The organism is Nocardioides sp. Z13_37 (genome assembly GCF_058355585.1).
The window spans coordinates 700987-715578 of the sequence record NZ_JBZGDV010000001.1; the positions used below are offsets into that span (position 1 = coordinate 700987).

Sequence of the window (14592 nt, forward strand, 5' to 3'; positions counted from 1 at the left end):
GGGAGGAATCACACGAACCCGTCGCTCGTCCACACCACCCCGCAGGTCGCCGCTCCGGCGTCCACAGCCATCATCCACAGCCTCGCGGCGCCCTGACCTGCATCAACGCGGCTCCTCCACAGTTTCCACGGTCCCTATGACCACTATGAACCTCACCACTGGACTCATCACCCACCAACGAATGACATGCCTCCCTCTGGGGAGAACCCTGCCGCCGCGCCGACAGCGCGTGGCAGGATGCACTTCCCACGTGCACGCCTGTGGTTCCTGCCCCCGCCTGCGTGCAGTCGCTCGTTGCCCGCACCACCACCTCTCGTCGAGGAGACCCTTGTGAAGTTCCGCGTCGAACGCGACGTCTTCGCCGATGCCGTTGCCTGGGCTGCCCGCAGCCTGCCGGTCCGTCCCAGCTCGCCGGTCCTGGCCGGCCTGCTGATCGAGGCGAACGACGCCGGGCTGATGCTCTCGACGTTCGACTACGAGACCTCCGCCCGCGCCACGCTCTCCGCCGAGGTCAACGACGAGGGCCGCGCGCTGGTCAGCGGCCGCCTGCTCGCCGACATCTGCCGCAGCCTGCCCGCCAAGCCCGTCGAGCTCACCCTCGAGGGACCACGCGTGTCGCTCACCTGCGGATCGGCGCGCTTCAGCCTCCAGACCATGCCGGTCTCCGACTACCCCACGCTGCCCGAGATGCCCTCGGCCACCGGCACCGTCTCCAGCGCCGACTTCGCCCACGCCGTCGCCCAGGCGGTGACGGCCGCGGGCCGCGACGACATGCTCCCGGTGCTCACCGGCGTACGCATCGAGATCGACGGCTCCACGATGGCGCTGCTGGCCACCGACCGCTTCCGGCTCTCCCACCGCGAGCTCACCTGGAACCCGCAGTCGCCCGACGAGTCCGTCGCCGCGCTCGTGCCGGCCAAGGTGCTCGGCGACACGGCGAAGTCGCTGACCTCGGGCGCCGAGGTCACCATCGCGCTGAGCGCCAGCGGCGGCGGCGAGGGCCTCATCGGCTTCGAGGGCACCGGGCTCGGCGGCGTGCGCCGCACCACCACGCGCCTGCTCGACGGCGAGTTCCCGAAGGTGCGCTCGCTGTTCCCGGCCGAGCACCTCACCGTGGCCAAGGTCAACAAGGCCGAGCTCATCGAGACCGTCAAGCGGGTGGCGCTCGTGGCCGAGCGCAACACCGCCGTACAGATGAAGTTCGGTGACAACCAGATCGTCCTCGACGCCGGCTCCGGCGACGAGGCGATGGCGACCGAGGCGGTCGACGCCGACATCACCGGCGACGACCTCACCACCGGCTTCAACCCGCAGTTCCTGCTCGACGGGCTCACCGCGATCGACGGCGAGATGGTCGACCTGGCGTTCACCCAGGCCACCAAGCCGGTCGTCATCTCCGGCACCGACACCGACGACTCCGGCTCCTTCCGCTACCTGCTGATGCCCCGGCGCCTGCTCAGCTGAGCGCGGCGTCGACGGTCGGGTCCGGTCCGGCCGGTCGGGACCCGACTGCGGCTAGGCTCACCGACATGGACATCGGACTCGTCGGGCTCGGCAAGATGGGCGGCAACATGCGTGAACGCATGCGCCGCGCGGGACTCACGGTCGTCGGCTTCGACCGCAACCCCGACGTCAGCGACGTCGACTCGCTCGAGGCGCTCGTCGAGGCGCTGCCCAGCCCGAAGGTCGTGTGGGTGATGGTCCCCGCCGGCGACCCGACCCGGGCGACGATCACCGAGCTGGCGGACCTGCTCGGCGAGGGCGACGTCGTCGTCGACGGCGGCAACTCGCGCTGGACCGACGACATCGCCAACGCCGAGCTGCTCGCCGAGAAGCAGATCGGCTACGTCGACTGCGGCGTCTCCGGAGGCGTCTGGGGCCTCGACAACGGCTACGCCCTGATGTACGGCGGCGACGGCGACGACATCGCCAAGGTCCAGCCGGCCTTCGACGCGCTCGCCCCCGAGGGCGACTTCGGCTCCGTCCACGCGGGCAAGGTGGGCGCCGGCCACTTCTCCAAGATGGTCCACAACGGCATCGAGTACGCGATCATGCAGTCCTACGCCGAGGGCTGGGAGCTGCTCCAGAAGGTCGACATGGTCGACAACGTCACCGAGGTGTTCCGCTCGTGGCGCGAGGGCACCGTCATCCGCTCGTGGCTGCTCGACCTCATGGTCGCCGCCCTCGACGACGACCCGGGCCTGAGCAAGATCGCCGGCTACGCCGAGGACTCCGGCGAGGGCCGGTGGACCGTCGAGGCCGGCATCGAGAACGCCGTCGCGACCCCCGCGATCACCGCCGCCCTCTACGCCCGCTTCGTCTCCCGCCAGGACGACAGCCCGGCGATGAAGGCGGTCGCCGCGATGCGCAACCAGTTCGGCGGCCACGCGGTGCGCACCCCGGCCCCCAAGGGCGGCGACGCCGACGGCGCCGGCGCGCCCGACCAGACCGAGACCTCGCAGAAGGCCGGCGCGGGCAGCGGCCAGGAGCCGAGCGAGAGCTAGGTCCCCTTGCACGTCGCGCACCTGACCCTGCACAACTTCCGCTCCTACGCCGACATCGACGTCGCGCTGGAGCCGGGGGCGACGGCGTTCATCGGACGCAACGGCCAGGGCAAGACCAACCTGGTCGAGGCGATCGACTACCTCTCGCGGCTGTCATCGCACCGGGTGGCGACCGACGCGCCCCTGGTCCGCGCCGGCGCCGAGCAGGCGATCGTGCGTGCCTCGGTCGTCAAGGACGGGCGCACGGCGCTGCTCGAGGTCGAGCTCAACCCGGGCCGCGCCAACCGCGCCCGGATCAACCGCTCTCCCCTCCCCCGCCCCCGCGAGATCGTCGGCCTGGTGCGCACCGTCGTGTTCTCCCCCGACGACCTGACCCTGGTCAAGGGCGACCCGTCGGACCGGCGCAGGTTCCTCGACGACCTGCTGGTGCTGCGCACGCCCCGCCTGGCCGGCGTGCGCTCCGACTACGACCGGGTGCTCAAGCAGCGCAACAGCCTGCTCAAGACCGCCGGGGTGGCGCGCGGGTCCTCGCGCGACGCGGCGATGTCGACGCTGGAGATCTGGGACGACAACCTGGCCCGGGTCGGCGCGGAGATCCTCGGCGCCCGGCTGCGCCTCGTCGACGACCTGCGCCCGTACCTCGGCAAGGCCTACGAGGCGGTCGCGCGAGGCGCGAGCCGCGACGACGCCGACCTCGACTACCGCGCGAGCGTCGAGGTGACCGCCTCGACCGACGACCTGCGGCAGGCGCTCCTCGACGCGGTCGCGGCGCGCCGCAAGGAGGAGCTCGACCGCGGCATCTCGCTCGTCGGCCCGCACCGCGACGAGCTGCTGCTCACCCTCGGCGACCCGCAGCTGCGGCTGCCGGTCAAGGGTTACGCCTCGCACGGCGAGTCGTGGTCGTACGCCCTCGCGCTCCGGCTGGCCTCCTACGACCTGCTCCGCGCCGACGGGGACGACCCGATCCTGGTGCTCGACGACGTGTTCGCCGAGCTCGACTCCGAACGACGCCAGCAGCTGGCCGAGCTCGTCGCGGGAGCCGAGCAGGTGCTGGTCACCGCCGCGGTCGCCGCCGACGTGCCCGCGTCGTTGCAGGGCGTGCGCTACCTCGTCGCCGACGGGGCGGTGACCCGTGACGGATGACGAGCGTCCCGGCACCCCCGGGGCAACCCAGGACGACACGGCCGACGCTGCGGCCGAGCACTCGAGCGCCGACACGAGCGCCGACACGAGCGCCGCCGTCCCCGGCCCGCTGGCCGAGCACCGCGCCGAGGGGCTCGACCTCGCCCGCGCGGCCGCGCGTGCCGCCGCCGCCGGTCCCGGGGGGAAGCCCACCCGGCGCCGCTCCAACGGACCGCGACGGCGTACGCCCCCGCGGGCGTCCGGCGCCCGGCCCGACGACCGCGACCCGCAGCCGCTCGACCAGGCGATGGGCCGGCTGATCGCCAACCACGGGTGGGAGCTCGACCTCAAGGTGCAGGGCGTGTTCGGGCGGTGGGCCGACCTCGTCGGCTCGGAGGTGGCCGACCACTGCACGCCGGAGTCCTTCGCCGACGGAAGGCTGGTGGTGCGCACCGACTCAACCGCCTGGGCCACCCAGCTCAAGCTGCTCGCGCCCACCGTCGTACGCCGGCTCAACGAGGAGCTCGGCCACGGCACGGTCACCCTGATCGAGGTGGTCGGCCCGCACCTGCCGACCTGGACCAAGGGCCGGCTCTCGAGCCGCGACGGTCGCGGCCCGCGCGACACCTACGGCTGAGGACCGACGGCAGTCACTCGCCCAGCGGGAGCTGCTCGCGGTCGTGGGCCCAGGATTGAGCGATCCGCCGCGGCGGCGTTGGTTCATCAAGGTATGCAGGCGAACCGTCACTTCCCACGGTCAGCTCGCCATGGGATGTGCGGGTTCGGCGACATACCTTGATGAACCGTCAGCGCGCGGGCGGGCAAGGGCCGCCGCCGCGAGCGCCGGAGCCGCGCTCTGCCGATCTGGCAGCCGCCGGACCACATGGGGACCCACCGACCCCCCTGTTCGAGCGGCTGACAGGCCTCCACAGGCCCGCTGGAGCGGTTTTTGCACCGGGATCCATCCCCATCCGGGGGTTGGTCCTTCGTTTGGAGCGCCCTGACGGGTAATATGGGCTCACGAGTCGCAGATCGTGTTGCCACCGCAACCGCCGCGACTCGACTCATGTCGAGCGTCCCCGGACCCGCCCGGGGCGATGAGCAGAAGGCTGTGCCTTGAGCGAACAGAATCACGAGTCCACCCCAGCCACCCCCGACTCCGCTTCTGCTCCCGATCCCTCCGACGAGACCCAGCCCACGGAGGCCCAGCGCGCCGAGGCCCTCGCCTCCGCCGTCGAGGCCACCGCCGAGAAGCGCTCCAACACGGCCGTCGACGAGGGCGTGGAGTACGACGCCTCCGCGATCCAGGTGCTCGAGGGCCTCGAGGCGGTGCGCAAGCGCCCCGGCATGTACATCGGGTCCACGGGCGAGCGCGGCCTGCACCACCTGATCTGGGAGATCGTGGACAACGGCGTCGACGAGGCGCTGGCCGGCTTCGCGACCCGCATCGTGCTCACCCTGCAGGCCGACGGCGGCGTGCGGGTCGAGGACAACGGCCGCGGCATCCCCACCGACACCGCGCCCGGTCAGGACATGCCGGCGCTCACGATGGCGCTGACCATGCTGCACGCGGGCGGCAAGTTCGGCGGCGGCGGCTACAAGGTCTCCGGCGGCCTGCACGGCGTCGGCGTGTCGGTCGTCAACGCGCTGTCCAGCCGCCTGGTCGCCGAGGTCAAGAACCGCGGCCACCTGTGGCGCCAGACGTTCCACCTCGGCGTGCCGGAGGCCGACCTCGAGCAGGTGCGCCCGATGGAGCCCGGCGAGCAGACCGGCACCACCGTCACCTGGTACGCCTCGGAGGACATCTTCGAGAGCACCACCTACCACCTCGAGACCATCACCTCGCGGCTGCGCGAGATGGCGTTCCTCAACAAGGGCGTCGAGTTCGTCGTGCGCGACGAGCGGCCCGAGGCCGACTCCCGCGTCGACGCGGTCGAGGACGACACCGTCACCGACGAGGTCGACGCCGGCCACGACGCGATCAAGCGCGCGGAGGCCGGGGGCCTCGAGCAGGTCTTCAAGTACGACCGCGGCCTGGTCGACTACGTCGAGCACCTCAACCGCCGCAAGACCGTGGCCAACCCGACGGTCATCTCCTTCGAGGCCGAGACCGCGGAGGGCGCGAGCGGGCAGCACATGAGCCTCGAGGTCGCGATGCAGTGGAACACCTCCTACACCGAGTCGGTCCACACCTTCGCCAACAACATCAACACCCACGAGGGCGGCACCCACGAGGAGGGCTTCCGCGCCGCGCTCACCTCCCTGGTCAACAACTGGGGTGAGGAGTGGGGGTTGATCAAGAAGAAGGAGGACCGCGTCTCCGGCGACGACATCCGTGAGGGCCTCACCGCGATCATCTCGATCAAGCTCAGCGAGCCGCAGTTCGAGGGCCAGACCAAGACCAAGCTCGGCAACACCGAGGCCAAGGGCTTCACCCAGCGGATCATGAACGACCAGCTCGGCGCCTGGCTCGAGGAGAACCCCGCCGAGGGTCGCGAGATCGTCCGCAAGTCGCAGGCCGCGGCCAGCGCGCGCATCGCCGCCCGCAAGGCCCGCGAGCTGGCCCGCAACCGCAAGGGCCTCCTCGGCGGCGGCGGCCTGCCCGGCAAGCTCAGCGACTGCCAGTCGACCAACCCCGCCGAGTGCGAGGTCTTCATCGTCGAGGGCGACTCGGCCGGCGGCTCTGCGCGCCAGGGACGCGACCCGCGCATCCAGGCGATCCTCCCGATCCGCGGCAAGATCCTCAACGTCGAGAAGGCCCGCATCGACAAGGTGCTCGCCAACGCCGAGGTCCAGGCGATCATCTCCGCGCTCGGCACCGGCATCCAGGAGGAGTTCAGCCTCGAGAAGCTGCGCTACCACAAGGTCGTGATGATGGCCGACGCCGACGTCGACGGCCACCACATCAACACGCTGCTCCTCACGCTGCTGTTCCGCTTCATGAAGCCGCTCATCGAGCACGGCTTCGTCTACATGGCCCAGCCCCCGCTCTACCGGCTGCGCTGGAACAAGCCGGCCGAGCACGAGTTCGTCTACTCCGACGCCGAGCGCGACGCGCTGCTCGCCGACGGGCAGGCACAGGGCAAGAAGCTCCCCAAGGAGAATCCGGTCCAGCGCTACAAGGGTCTCGGCGAGATGAACGCCGACGAGCTGTGGGAGACCACGATGGACCCCGACGCCCGGCTGCTCAAGCAGGTCACCCTCGAGGACGCCGCCCAGGCCGACGAGATCTTCTCGATCCTCATGGGCGAGGACGTGGAGCAGCGCCGTTCGTTCATCCAGCGCAACGCCAAGGACGTTCGATTCCTCGATATCTAGGTCTCTAGACACATCTAAGACCCGACCTAGACATCGATAGAACGCAGGAGAGAAGACGAGATGACCGAGATCCCCACCGACCTCACCGGCGGACCCGGCGGCGGCGGCCGCGACGACGAGCGCGTGCAGCCCATCGAGCTGCAGACGCTCATGCAGCAGTCGTACATCGACTACGCGATGACCGTCATCGTCGGGCGCGCGCTTCCCGACGTCCGCGACGGGCTCAAGCCCGTGCACCGGCGCATCCTCTACGCGATGTACGACGGCGGCTACCGCCCCGACCGCGGCTTCTCCAAGTGCTCGCGCGTCGTGGGTGACGTGATGGGTCAGTACCACCCCCACGGCGACTCGGCGATCTACGACACCATGGTCCGCCTCGCCCAGCCCTGGGTGCTGCGCGCGCCGCTGATCAACGGCCAGGGCAACTTCGGCTCGCCGGGCAACGACTCCGCCGCCGCCATGCGATACACCGAGTGCCGCATGGCGCCGCTGGCGATGGAGATGGTGCGCGACATCGACGAGGACACCGTCGACTTCCAGCCCAACTACGACGGTCGCTCCCAAGAGCCGACCATCCTGCCCAGCCGCTTCCCCAACCTGCTGGTCAACGGCTCGGCCGGCATCGCGGTCGGCATGGCGACCAACATCCCGCCGCACAACCTGCGTGAGGTCGCCGAGGGAGCCATCTGGGCGCTCGAGCACCCCGACGCCACCAGGGAGGAGCTCCAGGACGCGCTCCTCGAGCGGATCAAGGGCCCCGACTTCCCCAACGGCGCGCTGATCGTCGGCCGCCAGGGCATCGAGCAGGCCTACCGCACCGGGCGCGGCTCGATCACCCAGCGGGCCGTCGTCGAGATCGACGAGGACGCCAAGGGCCGGGTGATGCTGGTCATCAGCGAGCTCCCCTACATGGTCAACCCCGACAACCTCGCGCTCAAGATCGCCGAGCTCGCCGACTCCGGCCGGATCCAGGGCATCTCCGACGTCCGCGACGACACCAGCTCGCGCACCGGTCAGCGCCTGGTCATCATCCTCAAGCGCGACGCCGTCGCCCGGGTCGTGCTCAACAACCTGTTCAAGCACACCGAGCTGCAGAGCAACTTCTCCGCCAACATGCTGGCGCTGGTCGACGGGGTGCCGCGCACCCTGCCGGTCGACCAGTTCATCTCGCACTGGGTCACCCACCAGATCGAGGTCATCCAGCGGCGCACCCGCTTCCGCCTCGCGGAGGCCGAGCGCCAGGCGCACATCTACCGCGGTCTGGCCAAGGCGCTCGACGCCCTCGACGAGGTCATCGCCCTCATCCGCCGCAGCCCCGACGTCGAGGAGGCGCGCAGCGGGCTGATGAGCCTGCTCGAGATCGACGAGGTGCAGGCCAACGCCATCCTCGAGATGCAGCTGCGCCGCCTGGCCGCCCTGGAGCGGCAGAAGATCATGGACCGCCTCGCCGACCTCGAGCGCGTGATCGCCGACCTCGAGGACATCCTGGCCAACGAGGCCCGCCAGCGGCAGATCGTCTCCGACGAGCTCACCGAGATCGTCGACAAGCACGGCAACGAGCGGCGTACGCAGATCATCGCGGCCGACGGCGACCTGTCGATGGAGGACCTGATCCCCGACGAGGACCTCGTCGTCTCCATCACCCGCGGCGGCTACGCCAAGCGCACCCGCGCCGACCAGTACCGGCTGCAGAAGCGCGGCGGCAAGGGCGTGCGTGGCGCGACGCTGCGCGGCGACGACGTCGTCCAGCACTTCATCGCGACCACCAACCACCACTGGCTGCTGTTCTTCACCACGGCCGGTCGCGTCTACCGCACCAAGGCCTACAACCTCCCCGAGGCCGCACGCGACGCCAAGGGCGGCCACGTCGCCGGCCTGCTGAGCTTCCAGCCCGACGAGGACATCGCCCAGGTGCTGGCGATCCGCGACTACGACCAGGCGCCCTACCTCGTCCTGGCCACCCGCACCGGCCTGGTCAAGAAGACCAAGCTCGGCGACTACAACAGCCCCCGCCAGGCCGGCGTGATCGCGATCAACTTCCGCGAGGACGACGACGAGCTCATCGGCGCCGAGCTGGTCAACGCCGACGACGACATCCTGCTCGTCTCCCGCAAGGGCCAGGCGATCCGGTTCCGCGCCGACGACGACCAGCTGCGTCCGATGGGTCGCGCCACCGGCGGCGTGCGGGGCATGAAGTTCAAGCACGACGACGACTCGGTGCTCTCGCTCTCGGTGATCCGCGCTGCGCAGGTCGCGGCCGAGGAGGCCGCCGAGGCCCGCCTGGTCCAGGAGGGTGCGTCGGCGGAGGCCATCGAGGCCGGCGACCTGCCGGAGGTGAAGGAGCAGTACGTCTTCACGATCACCGACGGCGGCTACGCCAAGCGCACCCGCATCACCGACTACCGCACCACCAACCGCGGTGGTGTCGGGATCCGCGCGGTCAAGCTCGCCAACGAGGACCGCGGCGGCCTGGTCGGCGCGTTCATCGTCGAGGAGGGTGACGAGGTCCTCTCGATCACCAGTGGCGGGCAGGTCGTCCGCAGCCCCATCGACGCCAACTTCCGGGCCACCGGCCGCGACAGCCAGGGCGTGAAGTTCGTGACGCCCAAGAAGGGCGACACCGTCGCCGTCGTCGCCCGGTCGGTCGAGGCACGCGAGGACGAGGAGGTCGAGGAGCTGGCCACCGAGAGCGCCGCCGAGGTCGAGGCAGCCGCCCGCGAGGCCGCTGCGGAATCGCCCGACGTGATCGACGGTGCAACAATCGATGGTCAGGACGCTGTGGAAGCAGCCCCCTCCGACGACGACACCGAGGAGTGATCCATGTCGGAACGCACCGCGACTCCCCGCCGCACCTCCGGCGGAGAGCCCACCAAGAGGTCGCTGACCGGGCGGCTCCAGGACACGCTGTCCAACGCCGCTGAGGAGCACCGTGCCAACGCCGGACCGCAGTCGGGGCGCGGCAACCGCGCCCGGCGTACGTCCGGGCGCCAGCCGCGGCGCGCCCGCCTCCGGCTGACCCGCATCGACCCCTGGTCGGTGATGAAGACGGCGTTCCTGCTCTCGGTCGCCTTCGGCGTGGTCACCTTCGTCGCGATCTTCATGGTGTGGTCGGTGCTCGGCGCGGCCGGCGTGTGGGACTCGATCAACTCCGCCGTGGGCAGCATCGTCGAGGGCGACAGCGGCAACTCCAGCTTCGACGTCACCAACTACGTCGGCATGTCGCGGGTGCTCGGCTTCACGCTCCTCGTCTCGGTGGTCGACGTCATCCTGCTCACCGCGATCGCCACCCTGACCGCCTTCCTCTACAACCTCGCGGCCGCCCTCCTCGGCGGCATCGAGGTCACCCTGGCCGAGGACGAGAAGTGAGTCGCGACCTCGATTGGCACCGCCTGACCGCGGTCAGGTAACGTTCGGCGTCGCCGCTTGCGGCGTGCACGGGCCTATAGCTCAGACGGTTAGAGCGCTTCCCTGATAAGGAAGAGGTCGGAGGTTCAAGTCCTCCTAGGCCCACTCCATCCCCTTCGCTCCGCTCTCGAGGAGAGTCCATGAAGAAGCTCCTGCTGGTCGCCCTCGCCGCCGCCGGCGCGGTCCTGGCGAAGAAGAAGATGGACGAGGGCAAGAACGAGCAGGCCCTCTGGGCCGAGGCCACCGACACCGTCGACAAGGCCTGAGCCCACCTTTGAGCGCCCGGCGCTCACGGGGCCTTGGCGCAATTGGTAGCGCACCTGCTTTGCAAGCAGGGGGTTAGGGGTTCGAGTCCCCTAGGCTCCACCAAACCAAAGGACCGCAGGTCATCCTGGGGTTTTGTTCTTTCTGGAGTGTTCCGGTCGACTTCGAGATCGGTCTCTAGGGGGACTGGTGGGGGAAGGCGCGAGACTCTCGAGATCGATCGAGACGTCCCGGCCAACTGGCCTCTGTCGCGACGGGCGGCCATCATCCACCTACCCGCCGACCGTAGCCGGCGTCGAAGGCCGTTCCGCGCACTGCGACCAGCCTGCGCATGGTGGTATAGGCGCCGACCGCCGGTCGAGCTTGTGCCCGAATCGCCGGTGAGCGTGAGAGCTTGGGCCGGTGACTGAACAGCCGCTCGTCGTGCCCGGGCTTCACGAGCATCTGGTGACCCACGCGCTGCAGGCCGCGCTTGATGACCAAGCCGTGCTTCGGGCGGAGTTCGCGAAGGTGGATCCGGCTGACCAACCACACGTGCTGGCGCGCCACATCTACGAGCTCACTCGAAGCGCACTCGAAGGCCGAACGGATCCCGACGGTCGGCTTCAGCTGCTCAACGACCTCATCGTCCTACTTGAGGCCCCTGGAGCCAGAGTGGATGCGCCTGCCCGCCAGTTGCGGCGCCTTGCCATGGAGCCTGGTCCTGGCGTGGTCGATATCGAATCTATTCGGCCCAAGACGCCGCTCTCGGACGCTGCGCTCCTGACGAACAGCGTCGGCGAGCCGAACCTTGCGGCCGAGCTGCGCGCCGAAATCGACACCTCGGACGAGGTGGATCTGCTGTGCGCCTTTGTCAAGTGGCATGGTCTCCGGCTCCTGGAGGACGAGCTTGGGCGACTGCGCCGACGCCGAGCTCCACTCCGCGTGATCACGACGACATACATGGGCGCGACTGAGCGGGCCGCGCTCGATCGGCTCGTGCGCGAGCTCGGCGCAGAGGTACGGATCCAGTACGACGCCGCCCGCACCCGCCTGCACGCCAAGGCGTGGATGTTCCGCCGCCAGACCCGATACGACACGGCCTACGTCGGCTCCTCCAACCTCTCGCGCGCCGCCCTTCTCGATGGGGTGGAATGGAACGTCCGGTTGTCCCGGATCGCAACCCCATCGCTGCTCGACAAGTTCCACGGCACCTTTGACACGTACTGGAACGACGCGAGCTTCGAGCTGTACGACCCGGACGTCGACCGGGACCGCTTGGACGACGCACTCGCCGAAGCTTCGGGACGACGACAGCACGACCGGGTGACTATCAGCCTCTCAGGACTCGAGGTTCGACCGTTCTTGTACCAGCAGCACATGCTTGACGAGCTCGCCGTCGAGCGCGACGTCCACAACCGCCACCGCAACTTGGTCGTCGCAGCTACCGGAACAGGCAAGACAGTGGTCGCTGCCCTCGATTACCGCCGGTTGTGCGGGCCCACACCCACCGACCGGCCGCGACTTCTCTTCATCGCGCACCGCAAGGAAATCCTCCAGCAGTCGCTGCGCACCTACCGAGAGGTCCTTGCCGATCAGACGTTCGGTGAGCTGTACGTCGACGGCGCACGACCCGAGCGGTGGGACCATGTCTTTGCCAGCGTGCAGTCCCTGCAGTCCTACGGCGTCCTGAACATCCCGGCCGACACCTACGACATCGTGGTCATTGACGAGTTCCACCACGCCCAAGCGCCGACGTATCGACGGCTCCTCGACCACCTGACCCCACGGGAGCTGCTTGGCCTCACCGCAACGCCGGAGCGCACCGACGGCATCGACGTCCGCGCCGAGTTCTTCGAGGGGCGCACCGCGTCGGAACTGCGGCTGTGGGACGCCCTCGGCAAGGACCTGCTCTGCCCGTTTCACTACTTCGCCGTCGCCGATGGCACCGACCTACGGCGCGTCAGCTGGAGCCGAGGCCAATACGACGAGGGCGAGCTGTCACACGTCTACACCGGCAACCAGGCGCGGGCCGCGATCGTCCTTCAGCAACTGCGCGAGAAGGTGATTGATCCTGGAGCGATGCGCGCCCTTGGCTTCTGCGTCGGCGTCGCTCACGCACGCTTTATGGCCCAGGCGTTCAACGCCGCAGGCATCCCCGCACTCGCGGTCAGCGGCGAAACGCCCGCAGCAGAGCGCCAGCGCGCGCTGGACGACCTCAAGTCACGCCGAGTCAACGTCCTCTTCGCTGCCGACCTGTTCAATGAGGGCCTCGACCTGCCAGACGTGGACACGGTGCTGTTCCTCCGTCCCACCGAGAGCGCCACGATCTTCTTGCAGCAGCTAGGTCGTGGACTTCGCCGCACACCCGACAAGGCTGTGCTGACCGTCCTCGACTTCGTCGGTCACCAGCGCCAAGAGTTTCGCTTCGACAAGAAGCTGCGCGCCCTCACCGGCGAAACGCGGCGGGGCCTCGAGCGCGAGATCGAACGCGGGTTCCCCTTCCTGCCGTCCGGCTGCCAGATCGTCATGGATCGACAAGCCCAGTCGTTGATCCTCGAAAACCTGCGCACCCAAGTCGCCAACAGCTGGAAGGCGATGACCGCGGAGCTTCGGTCCTACGGCGACCTCGACCTCCAGACGTTCGTGCACGAGTCAGGGGTCGAGCTGCCCGACATCCTGCGTCGCGGCCAGAAATCCTGGACCCAGCTCCGGCGAGACGCGGGCCTCCCGACGCCCGATGGCACGCCCCGCGAGGCTGAGCTCTTGAAGCGGATCCGTGCCTTCGCGCACATCGACGATCGAGTCCGTGCGGCCAGCTATGTCAGCTTGCTGACGTCCAATGCGCCGTACGACGGCCTCACGCAGGCGGAACAACGGCTGGCACGGATGCTCTTCTTCTCCGCCTTCCCCAATGGCGGCGGCTTCTCATCCTACGACGACGGCCTGGCCGCCATCCGCAACGAAAAGGCCGCCGCCGCCGAGCTCGGTGCGGTCGTCGACCTGGTGTTCGACGAGACTCGGCATGCCGCGCTGCCACTATCCGGATCACTCGGGCAGGTGCCGCTCCGAGTCCACGCGTCATACCAACGCGAAGAGATCCTTGCCGCCATTGACTACGCCAACCTCCAACGCAAGCCAACCAGCATGATGCAGGGCGTCGCGTACTCCGAGGCGCTCAACGTCGATGCCTTCTTCGTCACCCTGAAGAAGTCAGAGGCAGACTACTCCCCGACCACCATGTACCGCGACTACCCGATCAGCACCACGTTGTTCCATTGGGAGTCGCAGAACACCACGTCAGTCGCTTCACCTACGGGTCAGCGCTATCTCGGGGGCACCAGCACGGTGCTGATCTTTTGCCGAATAGAGCCAAGAGGCGAGTACGACACTGCCCCGTACACGTTCTTGGGACCGGCCTCATACGTGAGTCATACCGGCGAACGTCCCATCGCCATCACGTGGGAGCTTCGATACCCCGTCCCCACGGAGTTCTTCGCAAGCGCCACTCTGGCTAGCTCATAAGGAGGCGGCGAACAGGGACCACGCCCGCGCATGCGAACAGCGCGATACGCGCCCGAACATCAACGTCCCAAGCTGCCACGGATACTAGGGTCAGCGACATGTCCCCAAGCAGATCCTCCAGCCCGCACCTCACGTAGGAAGAGCCCGTTATGTCAATCGAGCGGGAGGACGGTTGCCGTGAGTGACTCGCCGTGGCGTCCGTTGTTTGTGAGGGGAACGGCGGCGGGATCGAGTTCGGCAGTGGATCACCAACGTCGTGTCCAGCGAGGCGACCTCCACTCAGGTCGGGGTCGTCTTCACTGCCGCGCTCGAGATCGAAGGCCTCCTCGAAACCCCAAGAGCGATGATCAAACCCGGCCGATCCTGCTCGCGGTCTCTGACAACGGGCCGCAGATGACCGCCGGTCGACCCGGGAGTTTCCTGGCGCTGTGCGCGATCGCCCAGCACTTCGGCCGGCCCGCACCCCGACCGACCC

Annotated in this window: 9 protein-coding genes and 2 tRNA genes; all 11 read left to right on the forward strand. The window is 69.0% G+C overall.

Annotated features, from left to right (window positions below):
- The first annotated feature begins 330 nt into the window (after positions 1 to 330).
- The 11 genes from dnaN to AC4H2S_RS03370 all read left to right on the forward strand — a co-directional run bounded on the left by dnaN (position 331) and on the right by AC4H2S_RS03370 (position 14117).
- A complete protein-coding gene (dnaN, locus tag AC4H2S_RS03320; RefSeq protein ID WP_491495535.1) occupies positions 331 to 1464 on the forward strand; it encodes a DNA polymerase III subunit beta in 1134 nt (377 codons plus the stop codon).
- Positions 1461 to 2504: a phosphogluconate dehydrogenase (NAD(+)-dependent, decarboxylating) gene (gene gnd, locus AC4H2S_RS03325; protein WP_491495843.1), complete on the forward strand. Its 1044-nt coding sequence runs from the start codon at positions 1461 to 1463 to the stop codon at positions 2502 to 2504. Before dnaN ends, gnd begins: the two co-directional genes overlap by 4 nt.
- 6 nt (positions 2505 to 2510) lie before the next feature.
- Positions 2511 to 3647: a DNA replication/repair protein RecF gene (gene recF / locus AC4H2S_RS03330; RefSeq protein WP_491495536.1), complete on the forward strand. Its 1137-nt coding sequence runs from the start codon at positions 2511 to 2513 to the stop codon at positions 3645 to 3647.
- Positions 3637 to 4263 (forward strand): DciA family protein, encoded by a 627-nt coding sequence (locus AC4H2S_RS03335; protein ID WP_491495537.1) that lies wholly within the window; start codon positions 3637 to 3639, stop codon positions 4261 to 4263. The genes recF and AC4H2S_RS03335 overlap by 11 nt, the downstream gene beginning before the upstream one ends.
- Positions 4264 to 4742: 479 nt before the next feature.
- Positions 4743 to 6944 (forward strand): DNA topoisomerase (ATP-hydrolyzing) subunit B, encoded by a 2202-nt coding sequence (gene gyrB, locus AC4H2S_RS03340; protein WP_491495538.1) that lies wholly within the window; start codon positions 4743 to 4745, stop codon positions 6942 to 6944.
- A 150-nt stretch (positions 6945 to 7094) separates the two neighbouring features.
- Positions 7095 to 9761: a DNA gyrase subunit A gene (gene gyrA / locus AC4H2S_RS03345; RefSeq protein WP_491495844.1), complete on the forward strand. Its 2667-nt coding sequence runs from the start codon at positions 7095 to 7097 to the stop codon at positions 9759 to 9761.
- Between the two features lie 3 nt (positions 9762 to 9764).
- Positions 9765 to 10310 (forward strand): DUF3566 domain-containing protein, encoded by a 546-nt coding sequence (locus AC4H2S_RS03350; RefSeq protein WP_491495539.1) that lies wholly within the window; start codon positions 9765 to 9767, stop codon positions 10308 to 10310.
- Positions 10311 to 10380: 70 nt separating this feature from the next.
- A tRNA-Ile gene (locus AC4H2S_RS03355) sits at positions 10381 to 10454 on the forward strand.
- A gap of 35 nt (positions 10455 to 10489) precedes the next feature.
- Positions 10490 to 10615 (forward strand): DLW-39 family protein, encoded by a 126-nt coding sequence (locus AC4H2S_RS03360; protein WP_491495540.1) that lies wholly within the window; start codon positions 10490 to 10492, stop codon positions 10613 to 10615.
- Between the two features lie 27 nt (positions 10616 to 10642).
- Positions 10643 to 10718, forward strand: a tRNA-Ala gene (locus AC4H2S_RS03365).
- Positions 10719 to 11015: 297 nt separating this feature from the next.
- On the forward strand, positions 11016 to 14117 hold the full coding sequence (locus AC4H2S_RS03370) for a DEAD/DEAH box helicase (RefSeq protein WP_491495541.1): 3102 nt from the start codon (positions 11016 to 11018) through the stop codon (positions 14115 to 14117).
- Positions 14118 to 14592: the final 475 nt, after the last annotated feature.

What these genes read in the sequence shown, in the direction of transcription:
- gyrA (WP_491495844.1), top strand. Translation starts at nt 7,095, where the DNA reads ATGCAGCAGTCGTACATCGACTACGCGATGACCGTCATCGTCGGGCGC.
- AC4H2S_RS03360 (WP_491495540.1), top strand. Translation starts at nt 10,490, where the DNA reads ATGAAGAAGCTCCTGCTGGTCGCCCTCGCCGCCGCCGGCGCGGTCCTG.
- AC4H2S_RS03350 (WP_491495539.1), top strand. Translation starts at nt 9,765, where the DNA reads ATGTCGGAACGCACCGCGACTCCCCGCCGCACCTCCGGCGGAGAGCCC.